Source organism: Pseudomonas sp. IC_126, assembly GCF_004331835.1.
Taxonomy (GTDB): domain Bacteria; phylum Pseudomonadota; class Gammaproteobacteria; order Pseudomonadales; family Pseudomonadaceae; genus Stutzerimonas.
Genome location: NZ_SJSS01000003.1, coordinates 337624 through 353481, shown reverse-complemented (window position 1 = coordinate 353481; position 15858 = coordinate 337624). Strand labels below are relative to the sequence as shown.

At 59.7% G+C, this 15858-nt stretch carries 14 protein-coding genes and 2 tRNA genes; 10 read left to right on the top strand and 6 right to left on the bottom strand.

Annotation, left to right across the window (positions count from 1 at the left end):
* Positions 1-71 precede the first annotated feature (71 nt).
* Positions 72-1190 carry a glycosyltransferase family 1 protein gene (locus tag E0D86_RS12490; protein WP_131650357.1) on the top strand — a complete coding sequence of 373 codons (1119 nt, stop codon included), beginning with the start codon at positions 72-74 and terminating at the stop codon, positions 1188-1190.
* Here the strand turns inward: E0D86_RS12490 and E0D86_RS21410 are convergent.
* Complete coding sequence (locus E0D86_RS21410) at positions 1155-1352, bottom strand: hypothetical protein (protein WP_165914235.1); 198 nt, start codon at positions 1350-1352, stop codon at positions 1155-1157. The genes E0D86_RS12490 and E0D86_RS21410 overlap by 36 nt on opposite strands.
* Here E0D86_RS21410 and E0D86_RS12485 point away from each other — a divergent pair.
* The 6 genes from E0D86_RS12485 (at position 1332) to rimO (ending at position 8564) form a co-directional block, all read left to right on the top strand.
* Positions 1332-2549: a glycosyltransferase family 4 protein gene (locus tag E0D86_RS12485; RefSeq protein ID WP_131650356.1), complete on the top strand. Its 1218-nt coding sequence runs from the start codon at positions 1332-1334 to the stop codon at positions 2547-2549. The two genes, E0D86_RS21410 and E0D86_RS12485, sit on opposite strands and share 21 nt — an antisense overlap.
* A gap of 395 nt (positions 2550-2944) precedes the next feature.
* Complete coding sequence (locus E0D86_RS12480; RefSeq protein WP_131650355.1) at positions 2945-3169, top strand: hypothetical protein; 225 nt, start codon at positions 2945-2947, stop codon at positions 3167-3169.
* Between the two features lie 103 nt (positions 3170-3272).
* Positions 3273-4271 carry a glycosyltransferase gene (locus tag E0D86_RS12475; protein ID WP_131650354.1) on the top strand — a complete coding sequence of 333 codons (999 nt, stop codon included), beginning with the start codon at positions 3273-3275 and terminating at the stop codon, positions 4269-4271.
* A gap of 47 nt (positions 4272-4318) precedes the next feature.
* Positions 4319-5389, top strand: coding sequence for an acyltransferase (locus tag E0D86_RS12470; protein ID WP_131650353.1), 1071 nt, complete (start codon positions 4319-4321; stop codon positions 5387-5389).
* Positions 5390-5515: 126 nt separating this feature from the next.
* Positions 5516-7117 (top strand): sensor domain-containing diguanylate cyclase, encoded by a 1602-nt coding sequence (locus E0D86_RS12465; protein WP_131650352.1) that lies wholly within the window; start codon positions 5516-5518, stop codon positions 7115-7117.
* 124 nt (positions 7118-7241) lie between these two features.
* Entirely contained in the window at positions 7242-8564 is a 1323-nt protein-coding gene (rimO, locus tag E0D86_RS12460) for a 30S ribosomal protein S12 methylthiotransferase RimO (protein ID WP_131650351.1), read from the top strand.
* 275 nt (positions 8565-8839) lie between these two features.
* Here rimO and E0D86_RS12455 read toward each other — a convergent pair whose 3' ends face one another.
* The 3 genes from E0D86_RS12455 to E0D86_RS12445 form a co-directional block, all read right to left on the bottom strand.
* The gene (locus E0D86_RS12455; protein WP_131650350.1) at positions 8840-9595 is read right to left on the bottom strand and encodes an FKBP-type peptidyl-prolyl cis-trans isomerase; all 756 of its coding nucleotides are present in this window, start codon (positions 9593-9595) and stop codon (positions 8840-8842) included.
* A 338-nt stretch (positions 9596-9933) separates the two neighbouring features.
* Positions 9934-10010: transfer RNA gene (locus tag E0D86_RS12450), tRNA-Asp, on the bottom strand.
* 13 nt (positions 10011-10023) lie between these two features.
* Positions 10024-10099 (bottom strand) — tRNA-Val (locus tag E0D86_RS12445).
* A gap of 212 nt (positions 10100-10311) precedes the next feature.
* On the opposite strand from E0D86_RS12445, the gene rdgC reads away from it, so the two are divergent.
* The 3 genes from rdgC to sugE all read left to right on the top strand — a co-directional run bounded on the left by rdgC (position 10312) and on the right by sugE (position 12687).
* On the top strand, positions 10312-11232 hold the full coding sequence (rdgC, locus tag E0D86_RS12440) for a recombination-associated protein RdgC (protein WP_131650519.1): 921 nt from the start codon (positions 10312-10314) through the stop codon (positions 11230-11232).
* A gap of 61 nt (positions 11233-11293) precedes the next feature.
* A complete protein-coding gene (locus E0D86_RS12435) occupies positions 11294-12238 on the top strand; it encodes a bile acid:sodium symporter family protein (RefSeq protein WP_131650349.1) in 945 nt (314 codons plus the stop codon).
* Between the two features lie 134 nt (positions 12239-12372).
* Positions 12373-12687 carry a quaternary ammonium compound efflux SMR transporter SugE gene (gene sugE / locus E0D86_RS12430; protein WP_131650348.1) on the top strand — a complete coding sequence of 105 codons (315 nt, stop codon included), beginning with the start codon at positions 12373-12375 and terminating at the stop codon, positions 12685-12687.
* 61 nt (positions 12688-12748) lie between these two features.
* Here the strand turns inward: sugE and malK are convergent, their stop codons facing one another.
* Together malK and E0D86_RS12420 are read right to left on the bottom strand one after the other, a co-directional pair.
* The gene (gene malK / locus E0D86_RS12425; RefSeq protein WP_131650347.1) at positions 12749-13864 is read right to left on the bottom strand and encodes a maltose/maltodextrin ABC transporter ATP-binding protein MalK; all 1116 of its coding nucleotides are present in this window, start codon (positions 13862-13864) and stop codon (positions 12749-12751) included.
* Between the two features lie 94 nt (positions 13865-13958).
* Entirely contained in the window at positions 13959-15578 is a 1620-nt protein-coding gene (locus E0D86_RS12420; protein WP_131650346.1) for an alpha-glucosidase, read from the bottom strand.
* Between the last annotated feature and the right edge of the window lie 280 nt (positions 15579-15858).

The following is a 15858-nucleotide window of genomic DNA, read 5'->3' as shown; positions in this document are numbered from 1 at the left end:
CGACAAAACGGCAACAGACCCTTGCAGAAGCTCTCGACTCGTGAACAGTTTTTTGAAAAGGGGAATTTCAGATGATTGTGATCAATGCCCGCTTTCTGACCCAGGAAATGCGAGGTGTACAGCGCTTCGCGGAGCAGATCAGCCTGCAGCTCGGAAGCCTGCGCGATGACCTGGTCTTCGTTGCGCCAAACGACATACGCCTGCACGACAGCGCCGAACAGTTGCAGGTACGCCGCATCGGGCGCCACCGAGGCCATCTCTGGGAACAACTGGACCTCCCGCTGTGGCTCGCACGTAATGGCAGCCCACCGCTGGTTTCGCTCTGCAATACCGCCCCGCTCGCTTATGGCAACCAGATCGCGACCCATCATGACATTACCTATGTCAGGCATCCGGAAAGCTACTCGAGAGCGTTCCGGGCCATCTATCGCAATCTGACACCGCTGTTACTCAAACGAATCAAGGCGCTGATTACCGTGAGCGAATTTTCCCGGAAAGAGATAGCGCGCTTCTATGGCTATCCGGCACGCCATATTTGCGTGGTGCCCAACGCCGTGGACACGCGCTTTCAACCCTTCTGTGCCGAGCAATGTTCGCGTGGCTCGGCGCCTTATCTGCTTGCAGTGTCATCACCCAGCGCGCACAAGAACTTCGCCAGGATGGTCGCGGCATTTCTGAAACTTGAAGGGCTCGATGAAGTCGAGCTGCGCATCATCGGCGACTCGAACCGAATCTTCTCCGGCAGCGTCCATGATGTGGCCGGCAACCGGCGCATCCGCATGCTTGGCAGGCTCACCGATCAAGAGCTGGTGGAGGCCTACCAGGGCGCAACGGCCTTCGTGTTTCCGTCGATTTACGAAGGCTTTGGCATCCCCCCGCTCGAGGCGCAGGCCTGTGGCTGCCCCGTCATCGCGGCACGTGCCGCCTCCATTCCGGAAGTCCTGGGCGACAGCGCGCTGTACTTCGATCCTTTGAAGGTCCAGGACATCGCAGATTGCATGCAGCGGGTCCTGCGCGACGAGGCCTTACGCCAGGATCTGCGGCGGCGTGGCAAGGCGAATGTAGCGCGGTACTGCTGGAATTCGTCCGCCCGGCAGGTATCCCGGCTGATCGACCAAGCATTCACTGGCGTGAGTGATGGTAGGAAAGCAGACCTACAACAGCTCCCGCTCGGCCAGCCCAAGCATTAACTCGGGCAAACGCCGACAGAAGCCGGCCATGCCGAGTGCGTCCACAACCATCTGCCGCATCGCCGCGGCACTCCCAAACTTCAGTCGCCGACCGATCGACGATTGATCCCGCTGCCACTCTTTATCCATGAAGGCTAACGTATGAAAATCGCCATTGTTCATGACTGGCTGGTGACCTACGCAGGCGCCGAACGGGTGCTTGCCGGGCTGCTTGAGACCTGGCCGGAAGCAGACCTGTTCGCCGTCATCGACTTTCTCTCCGACGAAGATCGAGCCAGTCTCGGCGGCAAACGCGCCACCACCACTTTCATCCAACAACTGCCCAAGGCGAAGACGCACTACCAGAAGTATCTGCCCCTGATGCCCCTGGCTATCGAGCAGCTCGACATGTCGCCCTATGACCTGGTGATATCCAGCAGCCATGCCGTGGCAAAGGGCGTACTCACCGGGCCGAACCAACTGCACATCAGCTACGTGCACTCGCCGATCCGCTACGCCTGGGACCTCCAGCACCAGTATCTGCACGAGGCCAGTCTGGACCATGGTCTCAAGGCCAAACTGGCGCGCATGCTGCTGCACTACATGCGCATGTGGGACCAGCGCACCGCGAGCGGCGTAGACGAGTTCATCGCCAACTCTCACTTCATCGGCCGGCGCATCAACAAAAGCTACCGCCGTGAGTCAACCGTGATCTATCCGCCCGTCGACACCCGTCAGTTCACGCTATATGCGGATAAAGAAGACTTTTATCTAACGGCGTCTCGGATGGTGCCGTACAAACGCATTCCGATGATCGTCGAAGCCTTTTCGCGCATGCCAGACAAGAAGCTGATCGTGATCGGCACCGGACCCGAAATGGAGAAGGCAAAGGAGCTCGCAACACCTAACGTGACGCTGATGGGCTATCAGAACTTCGCCGTGCTGCTGCATCACATGCAACGCGCCCGCGCCTTCGTGTTCGCCGCGGAGGAAGATTTCGGCATCGCGCCCATCGAAGCTCAAGCCTGTGGCACCCCCGTGATCGCCTATGGAAAAGGTGGCGTGCTCGAAACCGTGCGGGGAATCGATCACCCCGAGCCGACAGGGATCTTCTACGCCGAGCAGACGCCAGAGTCCCTGATTGCTGCGGTCGCGGAATTCGAATCGGAAGCACATCACATATTGCCCGACACCTGCCGTGCAAGCGCGGAGCGTTTTTCAACCGAACGATTCAGGCAAGAGATTAAGACCTTCGTCGATACTAGGGTTCGCGAGGTTTCTTTGCTTCAGGGACAGGATGCGCTGTTGCCCCGACCGACCGTTGCACCGGTGAGCGTCGCACCGGTTTACCCAACGGCGGTTCCAATGAAGCCCGCCTGATAAGGACCCCATCTCAATTGCGAGGTTTCAAGGATGAACACAGCAACCGCAACTCAACGAGTCCAGACCACCTGCGTATTAGGCCTTGCCTTGCTGATCAGCGGGACGACAGGCGCCGTCCATATCGCCCAGCACACCGACGGTGAGCTGTATCGGCAAGGTCACGAAAGCTTCGCACGGGACGTGCCCAGCTGTGCCAACAGCTCGGTGGGCCGGGCGATTATCTTCGATCATGGGGCTCGCCGGATCGCACCATCGTGCAGCGCCACCAGTGGGTCCGTAACGATTACGCCCCCGCCAGTACGTCTGGCGAGACCGCTTTCCGATAGCCAGTACATCCGCTCTGGCGACAGCATCCGCTACTCGTTTTAACCCTGCGACCTTTTGGAGGTGCCATGGACAGTGCAGACCAAAATAGGCAATCGCTGGTTTACGCCGACGGTTATTCCTATACCGAAATATTCCAGGCGCCCGAGTTGCCAGGAATGCCCAATGGAAGCCGGTTGATCAGCGTCTTCCATGCGTTCTTTATCGCAGACCGGGACACCGACATTCTCGGTGCCGATCTGGCCACAGTACCGCCCGATGCCGAGATGACTGAAACCGCCAGCGACCTCTGACACTCCAGTCCACGGGCTTCGCGCTGCCGCGCTTCAAGCGCCTCACCGACGGCGTTGCGCCGTTGACGCGACAGCCGTTCCGCGATTCATGCCGAGACACCCCATGACTCCCAAAACCACAGTGGTGACCGTGACCTATGGCGATCGGCTGGCTTACCTGCAACAGCTGATCGAGCGCGCGCTGGCCTTCGTCGAAATCAACGAAGTGATCGTCGTGAGCAATGCCGCGCTGGCGCCGCTGGAGCAACTGCCGGAGCGCTGGCCTGGAAAGGTCCGACTAATCCAGCTCCCGCACAATACAGGCTCGGCGAATGGCTATGCCGTGGCGCTCGAAGCTGCCCTGGCAGGCGGGGCCGATTACATCTGGATGATGGATGACGACAACGCTCCGACCACCGCGGCGGTGTCGATCCTGCATCGTGAACTGGCACGCCTGGGTAGCCTGCTAGGCCCGGAACGAGTCGCGGTGCTGGGCTATCGCGCGACGCAGCAGGCGGACGTTGCCCAAGGCGTACCGCCGCGCTACATCCTTCAGCCGCGCTCCAGCTATTTCGGCTTTCACATCGCGCAGCTCCCCTACAAGCTGTGGCGCCGCCTGCCGTGGGCCAAGCGGCCCGGTAAACGGCCAGCGAGCATCAGCCTGCCGTTCGCCCCCTATGGCGGTATGCTGGCGCATCGCAGTCTGTACCAACGCATCGGCTTGCCGCTGAAGGAACTGGTGCTTTATGTCGACGACACTGAATACACGCGACGCATCACTGCTGGCGGCGGTCGTCTGTTCCTCTTTACCGATGCCGTGATCGACGAGCTCGAAGAATCCTGGAACATCAAGGCGCGCACCCGCAACATCTACGAAACCTTCCTGCTCGGCGACTCGGATTTCCGCGCCTACTACGCCGCGCGCAATCAAGCCTGGTTCGACAAGAACGTCTGGGCCGCTTCTCCCCGGCTGCATCGCCTCAATCGTGCGATCTTCTTGACCCTACTGCGCTTAATCGCCCGGCTGCGTAATACCCGTAAGCGCCTGAAGCTTATCGAGCAAGCCATTCATGACGGCGAAAACGGTGCCCTGGGCATGAGCAAGATCTTTCCATTGCGTTGACCTATCGCTGGCGGCTCCCCGCTGCCCAGCTCATCGAGGGATGGCTCATGGACGTCACATCAGTGCAACGTGACGCAAACAACTTCGACTTCCTGCGATTCTTCGCCGCTTCGGCAGTTGTCATCGGCCACTGCTATTGGCTGTCGGGAGCCGGCAATGTCGAACCGGTACGGCTATTCACCGGATCGATGGATACCGCCGACATTGCCGTGAACCTGTTCTTCGTAATGAGCGGCTTTTTGATCGCCGCCTCATGGATGAACAGTCGCAGCGTTCTGGACTTCGTCGCCAAGCGCGCGCTGCGGATTTTTCCAGCGTTGTGCGTATCGGTCTTACTCACTGCGTTCGTCGTCGGGCCACTGGCGACCGGGCTGTCGCTGAAGGCATACCTTCTCAATAGCCAGACCCTGGGCTACCTCAGCAACATGGCCCTGATCACGCAATTTCATCTACCGGCCGTCTTCACCGACAACCCCTTTCCCGGCACCGTCAATGGATCGGTCTGGACATTGCCCTACGAAGTGCTGATGTACGCCTCATTGCTGGCGATGGGGCTGCTCAAGTTATTCGGGCGACTCGCCGTGCTGACCGTGCCCGCGATGTTGATGTTGATCCATTTCCAGCTAGCACCTGGTCTGGGGCTGGACAGCGACATTCTGCGTAAGTCCACCCGGCTGGGGATGTTCTTCTTCCTCGGTTCGGCGCTATACCTACATCGCAGAAATCTGCCCTGGAACTGGAAGGTCGCCCTGAGCTTGCTCGCGCTTTCGCTGCTCAGTGCCAAAACTGAGCTATGGCTGTACATCCACGTTCTGACATTGCCTTACCTGACCATCTATCTGGCACACCTGCGGATTCCACGATTGTCCGGATTCGGCAGGTATGGCGATTTCTCGTACGGCATCTACATTTTCAGCTTCCCGATCCAGCAGTTGCTGATGCACTGGTTCAGCCCGCAGTTGCCGCTGGGCGCATTCATGGCGATCAGCCTCTTTGCAAGCATCGCCATCGCAGCGTTGTCCTGGCATTGGATCGAGTCCCCGGCATTACGGCTGAAACGCTATCTACCTGGGGCTCGCGAGCGTGCCGCCCGTATAGACCTCAGCCCTGCGCCCTGATTTCTGCCTACACCATAGACAGCCTGCTCGATTTGCTGCGAAAGATTGTGACGAGGCCTGGAGCGTCATAGCTAAACCCCCTACCATGCATCGCGATTTCCTTCTGCCTATCGACAATCAGATTTCATGTCTTTTGCCCTACTGTTTCGCGTAGACCTGCGGCGGCTGATTGTGATGCTGGCGATTCTCAGCGGGCTGATTACGCTGAGCATCAGCTTTTATGCGAGCTATCAGGTGCAGCGCGAATCGCTCATCGACAGCACCCTCGAGGCCAATCGGGCCTACGCGGCCAAACTGGCGGTCGGCACCGAAACCTTCTTCGATTCGGTGCAGCAGCAGCTCCGCTACAGCGCAAATATCCTGGCAGAGCAGTTCGATGATGAAACGCTGCGCAGGGAGGTCGAACGACTGCGGTTGCAGACGAACAGTTTCAACACCGTCGTCGTCACCGACGTCCGGAGTGTGGTGCGTGCGATTTCGCCCAACAGCGAGCCGCTGATCGGGCACCAACTGGGTTCACCCGGCGCGCAAGAAGCACTTCGAGAGCGACGGCCGCTGATCAGCAGCCCCTACATTTCAGCGCTCGGGACGCTCGTGATCTCGATATCCCAACCGATCCTCGACGAAGACGGCACGTACCTTGGCTACATCGGCGGCGTCATCAGTCTCAAGGAGCCGAACATCCTTAACAGCATGCTCGGCGAGCATTTTTACCAGGACGGTTCCTACCTGTACGCGGTAGACCAGAATCGGCGGTTGCTCTACCACCCGGACCCCAAACGCCTCGGCACCGTAGTCGGAGGAAATGCGGTCATCGATCGGGTTGTCAGCGGCGAGTCGGGTAGCCAGCGGGTCATCAACAGTCAGGGACAAGACATGCTGGCCGGTTTTGCCGCGGTGCCGACCGCGCGCTGGGGCATCATCGCGCAACGCCCGACCGCGGCGACGCTACACCCGCTCGACGACTTGATGCTTGAAGTGTTGCGCCAAACGGCCCCCCTCGCACTGCTGACCTTCGTTGGCGTCTGGTGGTTATCCGGGCTGATTTCGCGTCCGCTCTGGCAACTGGCCAAGAGCGCAGGCGGGATGGATGCACCCACCAGCGCGGAACGTATCCAGCGCATCCGCTCATGGTATTTCGAGGCAGCGCAACTCAAACGAGCGATGCAGCTGGGCATCAACCTGCTGCATCAACGTATCGGCAAGCTCAACCTCGATGCCCAGACCGATCCCTTGACCGGTCTGCACAACCGCCGCGGCCTTACCCTTGCACTGGAGGCTCTGAGTGCCGAAGGCCATTCATTCGCGGTCGTAGCCCTGGACATCGACCACTTCAAACGCATCAACGACAGTTACGGTCACGATGCTGGCGATCAGGTCATTCGTCAGCTGGCGCAATTGATGACCGCCTGCTCGCGAGACGCCGATACCCTTTGCCGAAGTGGTGGCGAAGAATTTCTGATGCTGTTGCCGAATACCAATGTCGAATCGGCATTGCGAGTCGCCGAACGCTTGCGCCATTGCGTCGAGCAAAAGCAGATCCCACCGGTGGGTCACATCAGCATTTCCCTCGGAATCGCCGTCTGGCCCATACACGCCGACAACATCGAGCGCGTCCTCAAACTGGCCGACGGCGCGCTGTACCTGGCCAAGCAGCACGGCCGCAATCGCTCAGAGGTCGCCGAACTGGATCGGGATCCAGCGTTGGATTTCAACCGGGGCGGTTGAATCGATTCAAGCTCGACCATGCTGAATGCCGCCTGGCACCTGTGCCTCAGATGACCACCGAAAGCCGCAGAAATAGCTGTATACTCGCGCGCTTTTTTACGCTTGGTGTCCTGAGGGTTACTCGATGAGCAAAGCGCCTACTGTTGGATTTGTTTCACTTGGCTGCCCTAAAGCCACGGTGGACTCCGAACGCATCCTGACCCAGCTGCGTATGGAGGGGTACCAGATCGTGCCCACCTATCAGGACGCCGACGTGGTGGTGGTCAATACCTGCGGCTTCATCGACAGCGCCAAAGCCGAATCGCTGGAAGCAATCGGTGAGGCCATCGCCGAGAACGGCAAGGTGATCGTCACCGGCTGCATGGGCGTGGCTGAGGACAACATCCGCAGCGTGCACCCCAGCGTGCTGGCTGTCACCGGTCCGCAGCAATACGAACAAGTCGTCAATGCCGTGCACGAAGTGGTGCCGCCCAATATTGATCATGACCCCTTCGTCGATCTGGTTCCCCCGCAGGGCATCAAACTGACGCCGCGTCACTACGCCTATCTGAAGATATCCGAAGGCTGCAACCACACCTGCAGCTTCTGCATCATCCCCTCCATGCGCGGCAAGCTCGTCAGCCGTCCGGTGGGCGATGTGCTCAGCGAAGCCGAGCGCCTGGTGAAGGCTGGCGTCAAGGAGATCCTGGTGATTTCCCAGGACACCAGCGCTTATGGCGTCGACGTAAAGTACAAAACCGATTTCTGGAACGGCCAGCCGGTCAAGACCCGCATGCTGGAACTCTGCCAGGCGCTGTCGAGCATGGGCGTGTGGGTACGTCTGCATTACGTCTACCCCTACCCGAATGTCGATGACGTGATTCCTCTGATGGCCGAAGGCAAGCTGCTTCCCTACCTGGATATCCCGTTCCAGCACGCCAGCCCGAAGGTACTCAAGGCCATGAAACGCCCGGCCTTCGAGGACAAGACCCTGGCACGCATCAAGAAGTGGCGCGAGATCTGTCCGCAGCTGACCATTCGCTCGACCTTCATTGTCGGCTTCCCAGGCGAGACCGAGGAGGACTTCCAGTACCTGCTCGACTGGCTGACCGAAGCGCAATTGGACCGTGTCGGTTGCTTCCAGTACTCCCCGGTCGAGGGCGCGCCGGCCGAGGAACTGGACCTCGAGCCGGTACCGGACGAGGTCAAGCAGGATCGCTGGGACCGCTTCATGGCCCATCAGCAAGCCATCAGCGCCGCTCGCCTGGAGCGCAAGATCGGCCAGGAAATCGAAGTGCTGATCGATGAGGTCGATGAAGACGGCGCTATCGGCCGCTCCTACGCCGATGCCCCGGAAATCGACGGTATGGTTTACGTCGACAGCGAGCATCCACTGCAGCCTGGCGACAAGGTCTGGGTCCGCGTGACCAATGCCGACGAGTACGACCTCTGGGCTGAGACGATCTAAGCGAGCAAGCCGCGCTAGCGGGCACTCATAGAGAAGCCCAGTCAACCAGAGTGACGTTCCAAACTTGATAATGGCAAACGCCCCGACTGCTGTACGGCATCGGGGCGTTTGTTTATGTCTTGAGAGCTACCTGAGAACGGATTTGCCGGCACCCTCACCGGATGAACCCCACAAAGGGAAAAGCCCGTATCGAGTGATACGGGCTTTCATTTTCAGCTTGCGTCTAGTCTGCGGATTTACAACCTGACGGACAGGGCTTCGATACAGCGAAAACCTTACTGTGCAGTGGCTTCTTCGGCAGCCTCGGGCTCGACTTCGGTGGCAGGGGCCTCTTCGGTTTCGTCGCCTTTGATACCCAGCAGTTCAAGATCGAAGACCAGCACCGAATTGGCCGGGATCAGCGGGCTCGGGCTTTGCTCGCCGTACGCCAGCTCGCTCGGGATGTACAGCTTGTACTTCTCGCCTACATGCATCAGTTGCAGTCCTTCGACCCAACCCGGAATCACGCCACCAACGGGCAGGTCGATCGGAGAACCACGCTTGATCGAGCTATCGAAAACGGTGCCGTCGGTCAGGCTGCCCTCGTAATGAACGGTAACGACGTCATTCGGACCAGGCTGAGGGCCATCGGCCTCCTTGATCACTTCGTATTGCAGGCCGGATTCGGTGGTCTTCACGCCTTCACGCTTGGCGTTCTCTTCAAGGAATTTTTTCCCGGCTGCGACCGCCTCTTCGTTCATTTTGACCATGCGCTCTTCGGCACGTGTCTGCAGATAGGCAAAGGCCTCCATCAGCTCCTCGTCGGTCAGCTTCTGCTCCTGCTTGGTCAGGGCATCGTCGATACCCTGCGCAACAGCGACCGAGTCGAGATCATCCATCCCTTCCTGAGCCAGGCTCTTGCCCATGTTCAGGCCAATGCCGTAGGACGCCTTCTGCGCCGGAGTTTCCAGCTTGGCGCTGGTTTCCGAATCACAGCCCGTCAGGACCAGGCCAACCAGGGCTATCGCAGACGCCAAACGATGATGTCTCATTCTGTTTCCTTAAATGCGCTTGAAAGGGAGGCGAAATCAATTGCCGGAGCTTAACAGTCGCCCCCGACAGTGGCTACCGAGCGTACCGATGTAAAGAGTAAAGACAGCGCAAAGAAAGGAAGTGCCGCACGAAACAAGCGAGCAGAGCGTGAAGCTTTCCTTTTACCGCGCTCCGCTGGCGGGCTGAAACGGAACGCCGCCCGGCCCACCCTGCAAATGTCTGGGCTTGGCGAACGTCGGTCGACAAGTGGTTTTGCGAATCGAAGACGAAAAAAAAGCGACCCTAAGGTCGCTTTTCTCATGCTATCAAGGCGTTCAGTGGTCCCTGATAACGAATATGGCGCAGCGGACGGGACTCGAACCCGCGACCCCCGGCGTGACAGGCCGGTATTCTAACCGACTGAACTACCGCTGCGCTAAACCTCGAGTGGTGGGTGATGACGGGATCGAACCGCCGACCCTCTGCTTGTAAGGCAGATGCTCTCCCAGCTGAGCTAATCACCCGTTTGCTCTCGAAGTGGGGCGCATTCTAGAGACGGTTCCGAACCTTGGCAACCCCCTTTTGAAAAAAAAATCAAAGAACTTACAAAGACTTAGGAACCCACTGTTTATTGCCGAATTGCGGTTTCCATCGGCATTGGCACCTTGCAGGCTTGGCCTGGGTTGCTCGGACGGGAATAATGCGCGCTTTGCTTTTACCGGAGTTCCAAATCGCCATGTGGTTTCGCAACCTGCTCGTCTACCGTCTCACCCAGAACGTCCCTTTCGATGTCGAGACACTTGAAGCTGCATTGGCCGCCAAGCCCGCCCGCCCCTGTGCCAGCCAAGAGCTGAGCACCTACGGTTTCGTCGCGCCCCTCGGTAAGGGCGAAGATGCGCCTCTGGTGCACGCCAGCCAGGGCTTTTTGCTGATCTCCACGCGCAAGGAAGAGCGCATCCTGCCCGGCAGCGTGGTCAAGGACGCACTGAAGGAAAAGGTTGACGAGATCGAAAACGAGCAGATGCGCAAGGTCTACAAAAAAGAACGCGATCAGCTCAAGGACGACATCATCCAGTCCTTTCTGCCGCGCGCCTTCATCCGCAAGTCCGGCACTTTCGCTGCCATCGCGCCGGAACAGGGTCTGATTCTGGTCGACTCCTCCAGCCCCAAACGCGCCGAGGATCTGCTCTCCACCCTACGCGAGGCCATCGGTTCCCTGCCGGTGCGTCCGTTGACCGTCAAGATTGCTCCTTCGGCGACCATGACCGAATGGGTGAAAACTCAGAAAGCTGCCGATGACTTTTTCGTGCTCGACGAATGCGAGCTGCGCGATACGCACGAAGACGGTGGCGTGGTGCGCTGCAAGCGCCAGGACTTGACCAGCGACGAAATCCAACAGCATCTGGAAGTCGGTAAGCAGGTCACTCAACTGTCGCTGGGCTGGCAGGACAAACTGTCCTTCGTGCTCGACGACAAGATGGTGATCAAGCGGCTGCGCTTCGAAGAATTGCTGCAGGATCAGGCCGAACAGGACGGCGGTGACGACGATCTCGGCCAACAAGACGCCAGCTTCCTGCTGATGATGCTGACCTTCGGCGAATTCCTACCCGCTCTGTTCGAGGCCCTGGGTGGTGAGGAGATCCCGCAGGGCATCTAAACTGCCCTAGCGCCGTCGGCCCGGCTGACGGCGCACTCTCAATAATCACAAGGTAAGCCCAATGCGAGCCCTCGCCGCCCTCAGCCGCTTTGTCGGCAACACCTTCGCCCTCTGGGTCCTGCTGTTCGCCGTTCTCGCCTTCTTCCAGCCCAGCTGGTTTCTGCCTGCCACCGCCTGGATTGTCCCGTTGTTGGGGCTGGTCATGTTCGGCATGGGACTTACGTTGAAAGCGACCGATTTCGCGGAAGTCGCGCGTCGCCCGCTTTGGGTGGCGTTGGGTGTCGGGGCGCAGTTTCTGATCATGCCAACTTTGGCCTGGCTGCTCTGCAAGTTGCTGGGGTTGCCGGCCGAGATCGCCGTCGGAGTGATTCTGGTGGGCTGCTGCCCGGGCGGTACCGCGTCTAACGTGATCGCTTGGTTCTCTCGCGGTGATGTGGCGCTATCGGTGGCGATCACCGCTGTCACTACGCTGCTCGCCCCGCTGGTAACGCCCGCGTTGATCTGGCTGCTCGCCTCGGCTTGGCTACCGGTCAACTTCGGCGCTCTGTTCATGTCCATCGTCCAGATCGTACTGCTACCAATCGCTCTCGGCCTGATTGCACGCCGTCTGTTGGGCAACCGTGTGCACCATGTGATCGAAGTGCTGCCGCTGGTCTCGGTGGTCAGCATCGTGATCATCGTCGCCGCCGTGGTTGCAGCCAGCCAGGCCAAGATTGCGGAGTCGGGATTGCTGATCATGGCGGTGGTGATGCTGCACAACGGTCTGGGGCTTAGCCTCGGCTACTTTGTCGGACGCCTATTCGGCCTGCCGCTGGCGCAGCGCAAGACACTTTCGATCGAAGTCGGCATGCAGAACTCCGGCCTCGGTGCGGCCCTGGCCAGCGCGCACTTTTCGCCCTTGGCGGCGGTACCCAGCGCGCTTTTCAGCGTCTGGCATAACCTCTCCGGCGCGCTGCTCGCGACTATCTACCGCCGGATGAAGGATCAGGAGCAGCAAGCCAGCTAATCGCAGCCCCATTGGTCCGGGCCGCTTGCCCGGACCATTTCCTTGTGCACAATAGCGCCTGCTGAGGACGACCTCAGGCTGCACAGACGCATCGGGGACGGCCCCACCCACATTACCGTCCTGTAGAGGTGCACATGTCCTGGATCATTCTGTTTCTCGCCGGTCTGTTCGAGATTGGCTGGGCCGTTGGCCTGAAGTACACCGATGGGTTTACCCGTCCTCTTCCCACCGTGCTTACGGTCGCCGCGATGCTGATCAGCCTTGGATTGCTGGGTCTGGCGATGAAGGAATTGCCGCTGGGTACGGCCTACGCGATCTGGACCGGCGTAGGCGCGGTTGGCACCGTGATTGCCGGCATCATCCTGTTCGGCGAGTCGATGAGCTTGGTTCGCCTGGGCAGCGTGCTGCTGATCTGTACCGGCTTGCTGGGCTTGAAGCTCAGCCATTAACAGATCTTTTCACGCCCGTTAGACATCGAGGCAGCCGGCCGAACGCCTGCTGCCTCGCTCATCAGCCGTGCAGCGCTGGCTCGCGGTAGTGCCTCGCGCAGGCCGCACCGTCGGCGCGGAACAGGTGGCATTTGTTAGCCAACAGCCCGGTGGCGTAGGGTTGGCCGACGGCAACGCGGCGATTGCCATCGCTGGCTACCGCAACCATGTCATCCACACCTTCGAAGTTCAGGTGTAGCAGGTTGTGATCGCCCAGTCGCTCGGCCACCGCAATCTCGCCGTTGAAGACGAAATCCGCTTGTTCGGCATCGACGAAATGCTCAGGCCGAACGCCGAGCGTCAACGCATCGCCTGGGTTGATCAGCGTGCCATCCACCGGCACCCGCAACGTGCTGCCGCCCGGCATCGTCACCTCTACCGAATCGGCGTCCGCACGCAGTACGCGCACGGGCAGGAAATTCATCTGTGGCGAGCCGATGAAACCGGCCACGAACTGGTTCTTCGGATAGTGATACAGCTCCAGCGGTGGCCCGACCTGGGCGATGCGCCCGGCGTTGAGCACGACGATCTTGTCAGCCAAGGTCATGGCTTCGACCTGATCGTGGGTCACGTAGATCATCGTCGCCTTGAGACGCTGATGCAGACGCGAGATTTCAATGCGCATCTGCACGCGGAGGAAGGCATCGAGATTCGACAGCGGTTCGTCGAACAAAAATACCTTGGGCTCTCGCACCATGGTGCGCCCGATGGCAACCCGCTGGCGCTGTCCACCGGACAGATCCTTTGGCTTGCGGTCGAGCAGTTTGTCGAGTTGCAGAATCTTCGCCACCGAATCCACGCGTTGTTTTATCTCGGCTTTGTCGATCTTCGCTAGTTTCAAGCCGAACGCCATGTTTTCGGCGACATTCATATGCGGATAGAGCGCGTAGGACTGAAACACCATTCCCACCGAACGATCCATCGGCGGCAGTTCGTTGACCCGCTCGCCGTCGATCTGCAGCTCTCCGTCGGTGATGTCCTCTAGGCCTGCGATCAGCCGCAGCAGCGTCGACTTGCCACAGCCGGACGGGCCGACGAACACCACGAATTCCCCATCGGCGATATCCAGATCGATACCGCAGGTGATGGGGACGTCTTCATAGCTCTTGCAGATATTGCGCAGGGTTACGCTGGCCATTCTTGTTGTTCTCCTTCAAACAGCCGCCGCGACGAATCGCGGCGAGCGGTAGGCCGGTCGAAACGAAGCAAGCGCCTCGTCCCTACCGGTCGACTCATCCGAGCCGGCGTGCGAATCCGAATCCATGCGCCGGCAGGTGGACGCCCTGCCCTTCGAAAACGGCCGTCGCCGATGGCACGTCCAGCCCTTCGACCGGTGCCGATAGATCGAAGTGCCGCGCACTGTCGCCCATATTGAACAGGCAGACCCAGACTTCTTCATCCAGACGGCGCTCGTAGACCAGCAGCGCATCATCATGGTGAATGGTGCGCATACTGCCTTCGATCAGCAAGCGCTGATCCTGGCGCCAGGCGAGGAAGCGACGGTAGATGTTGAGCATGGAGTTCGAGTCAGGCTCTTGGGCAGCCACCGACAGCGGCAGATGCTTGTCGGCCAGCGGCAACCAGGGCTGCTCTCGGCTGAAGCCGCCGTGCTGGTCCTGATCATGCCAGGGCATCGGCGTGCGGCAACCGTCTCGACCCTTGAATTCGGGCCAGAAGCGGATGCCGTAGGGGTCGACCAATTGCTCGAATTGCAGTTCGGCCTCGTCCAGGCCCAGCTCTTCGCCCTGATACAGGCACACGCTGCCACGCATCGACAGCAGCATCGCCATGAACATCCGCCCGCGCGCATGATCCGGCTGGCTGGCCAGTGCCCAGCGGCTCATCACCCGCACCACATCGTGGTTGCCGATCGACCAGCACGGCCAGCCGTCGACCAGCTCGCGCTCGACGCAATCGATGGTGTGCCGCAGAAAACCCGGGCTGCACTGCTCGGTGAGCAGATCGAAGGAATAAGCCATGTGCAGGGCGTCGCCTCCGCCGGTATAGGCCGCCATGGTGCTCAGGGAATGATCACAACCGATTTCGGCCACGGTGGCGCTGCCTGGATAACGATCGAGCAATTGCCGAATGCGGCGCAGGAAGCCCAGGTTTTCCGGCTGGGTCTTGTCGTACACATGCTTTTGGAACGCGTAGGGATTATCGAGCCGCACGCCGATGCTGCCTTCGCGAATATCGTGGTTCGGCGGGTTGTCGCGCAACTCGCGGTCATGGAAATAGAAATTCGCGGCGTCCAGACGGAAGCCGTCGACGCCTAGCTTCAGCCAGAACTCCATGTCATCGAGCAGCTGCTGCTGGACTTCTTCGCAGTGGAAGTTCAGATCCGGCTGGCTGGAGAGGAAGTTGTGCAGGTAGTACTGCTTGCGCCGGCTGTCCCAGGTCCAGGCAGCGCCACCGAACACCGACAGCCAGTTATTGGGCACGGTGCCGTCGTCTTTCGCGTCGGCCCACACGTACCAGTCTGCCTTGGGATTGTCGCGACTGGACCGACTTTCCTTGAACCAGGCGTGCTGATCCGAGGAATGATTGAGGACCTGATCGATCAGGATGCGAATGCCGCGTGAATGGGCGACGTCGATGACCTGCTTGAAATCTTCCAACGTACCGAACAGCGGATCTACGCCGCGGTAGTCGGACACGTCGTAACCGAAGTCCTTCATCGGCGAAGTGAAGAACGGTGACAGCCAGATGGCATCGACGTTAAGGCTGGCGATGTAGTCGATCTTCTCCACCACACCGAGCAGATCGCCGACCCCATCGCCATTGCTGTCGAAAAAGCTGCGCGGGTAAACCTGATAAATGACGCCGCCGCGCCACCAGTCATTGCGATTCATACAACCAACCTTCGATGTTTGGGGGAACACGCCGCCACTCTAGGTGCGTCAAACCACCGCAACATCCTCCCGCGCATCGATTGTCGAGGCGTATGAACCCGGCGTAGAGAGGCTCCTTAAAGGGGGCGTAGTGCCCGTCACGCCATCGAGTCAGCGCCCCGAATATTTCGTCATAAAACCGTCGACAAACAAGCGAATCGACACTTATCTGTCACGAGCGGCTTATAGGATCAGTGCAGTTCCAGGACTGATCCCGTAGTAGCTGCCGCGCCCAGCACTC